At 26.7% G+C, this 2,758-nt stretch carries 1 protein-coding gene; it reads right to left on the reverse strand.

Features of this window, described 5'->3' with window-relative positions:
- Positions 1 to 546 precede the first annotated feature (546 nt).
- Entirely contained in the window at positions 547 to 2,592 is a 2,046-nt protein-coding gene (locus tag NG904_RS01410; protein ID WP_252229286.1) for a cell surface protein, read from the reverse strand.
- Between the last annotated feature and the right edge of the window lie 166 nt (positions 2,593 to 2,758).

Consider the following 2,758-nt stretch of genomic DNA (forward strand, 5'->3'; position numbering starts at 1 on the left):
GGTTGCACAATATGAATTAAAAGAAGATTAGTATATTCTGTGTTTTAACAGACAAGTTTATATATGCATAAGCAAAGTGGACTAAGTAATTGAACTTAGGAATACTAAAATGAGTATAGTCCAATTTTAGCTTGCTCTCAATGTAAAAGTAAGACAAGCAGTAAATGTGACAATACTTATTAAGTATTCTCAAAATTCAATTGCAATGTCGCTTCACATATTGCATATATCAACATTTTACAAAGACATATACTGATTTTATATTGCTTAATTCTCAATTATATTCTAAATTAATTCAACAGAGCTTCATTAAGAGTTGTAAAAAATCAAATTCCAACGCCACTGCGCTCTTATTCTAAAATATCAATATTGTGCAAAAAACATATACTTTCTATGCACTGTATAGCAACATTTAAATTCTTACTTAATGCTTTTTAAAATTCAATTACAATGTCTCTTTATCTATTACATATATCAAAATTCTAAAAAAAAATCCCTAATATAAGATATCATCTCACATTAGGGATAAACATGTCATTTCTAATTCTATCTAGCAGCTCCATTTTGATTTAATACACGACCATCAATTTCTACGTTATATGCCATTGCTCCATCTGGATATAAATAGTACCATCTGTAATCTATATATTGCCATCCTGTTTGCATCTCTCCATTTGTATTAAAGTAATACCATACTTTATTAAATTCTTTCCACCCAGTAGATATTTCTCCCTTAGAATTTATATAGTACCAATTATTATTTGATTTTATCCATCCTGTAACCATACATCCATTATTATCTAAGTAATACCATTTACTATTTGAATTAATCCAACCTTTTTGCATAACTCCAAATTCATTAAAATAGTACCAATTATTATCTATTTTTTGCCATCCTGTCATTATAAATGAATTTCTACTAAGATACCACTTTCCGTCCATAGATTCTTTCCATATTAAATTTGATGAATCTATATTATTAAAATTAACATCATTAGAATTTTTATCAAAATTAACTACATTATCTATATAATTGTTTTGTGTTGATGTTTCTATAGTTGTATTATAATCATCTGCTGATACGTTGCTGTCTGCATTTGGACTTGCTGATAATATATATTTAGAACAATGTGTTATAGTAAATGTAGCTTTTCCTTTTTTAACACTTATATTTGATGATATTAACTCCAATGAATTAGTTTCTTCATTATAATAGTATAAATATCTGTTATCACCATTTAATTCATCACCAACATTAACTTGAACAGTTGCTTTTCCTGGTAAAACTCCATGATGTTTAAAGTCTATAACTACTTCTGAATCATTTTGTGTTTTTGTTTGTATTTCAGAATCAAAACTATCATCCATTTGAGACACATTTTTTAAATCTGAAGCATTAAAATTCCATACATAATTACTTCCCTCAAGAATTAATTTTTCATATTCATACTCTTTAGTTAAATCAAATATTTCTTTATCAACCATACTTGAATATGAAGTATTTAAATACATCTGATCATCACTTGTTTTATCTGTATCAACTACTATTCCACTATTATATTTATTTGAGCTACTATTCCACGAATTACTGCTTGAAGAATTGTCTTTTAACTTTTCTTTAATTATTTCAGTTCTGTCGCTTTCTTTACTTTCACTAATTTCTCCAGATATAGTCACCTTAACTTTTAAATAATATCCCTTATCATTGCTCTTAAGCTTGTACTCTTCTTTATCTGCATTATCTATTTCTTTATATTCTCCATTTTTATCTTTGCATCTTAACCATTGATATGAAACCTTAGGCTTGTTTGTATTATAGCTATATTTAACCTTAGCTCTTAAGGTATTTCCTACCCTCTCAGTTCCATATATAGATACAGATTTCAATATATCTCCACTAACATTACCTGAGTTGTTATTATCATTAGCATTTACAGATGGTATATAATGAATTCTAATTTTTATTGCCGTATCATCCCTATCATCTGCATACTTAAAATAAAGATTACTATCACGTTCTTTTTCAGTATAATTAGGTGCTCCTGTTATATTTGCTCTCATATAATATGGTATTTTATTATTTGAATCTAAACTAAGTTCATAAAATTTTTTTCCGTCAACACTATAAGCTAATTTTTGTTCACCTTTGCTTAGTTCTATTAATGGTATAAACCATTTATTTAAAGTACTATTTGTAGCAGAATGATTACATAAATTAAGTTTATCACTTGCTAAAATAATAAATGTATATTCTCCTTGTGCATTTATATTAACTGCACTTACAGTAAGCTTTTCATAATTTTTCCCCATATCTTCTGCAAAAGAATTTATTAAAGGTACTATAGCTTCCTTTTTATCATCTATTTCTGGTGGTACATCTTCATCATTTCCATCTGAAGACTCATTCCCACTAGTTCCACCCTGTTCACTGCAATCAGATTTCTCTATGTCGTCTTTATGTAATACCTCATCAGCATAAACAATATAAGAATCTTTGCAAGGTAAATAAAAAATAAAGGCAAATTGAATAAGTAATATAGTAAGAATCATTGCAATTGGTTTAAAATAAATACGTCTCATAAAATCTCTCATTATCAAAACCCCTTTTCTTTAAACGTTTTCATATAAAATTATAATATTCTTATATAAATATATTATAATACATACTATATGAAAAATAATACATTTTTATTAAAATCCGTTTATAAATGCATAAGTAAAGTGGACTGAGTAATTAAACTTAGGAATACTAAAATGA

The sequence above is a fragment of the Clostridium sp. ZBS15 genome (assembly GCF_023845705.1).
In the GTDB taxonomy this organism is placed as follows: Bacteria; Bacillota; Clostridia; order Clostridiales; family Clostridiaceae; genus Clostridium; species Clostridium aquiflavi.

Bases quoted from the DNA above. Each gene is read 5' to 3' on its own strand.
- NG904_RS01410 (WP_252229286.1), bottom strand. From the start codon at position 2,592: ATGAGAGATTTTATGAGACGTATTTATTTTAAACCAATTGCAATGATT.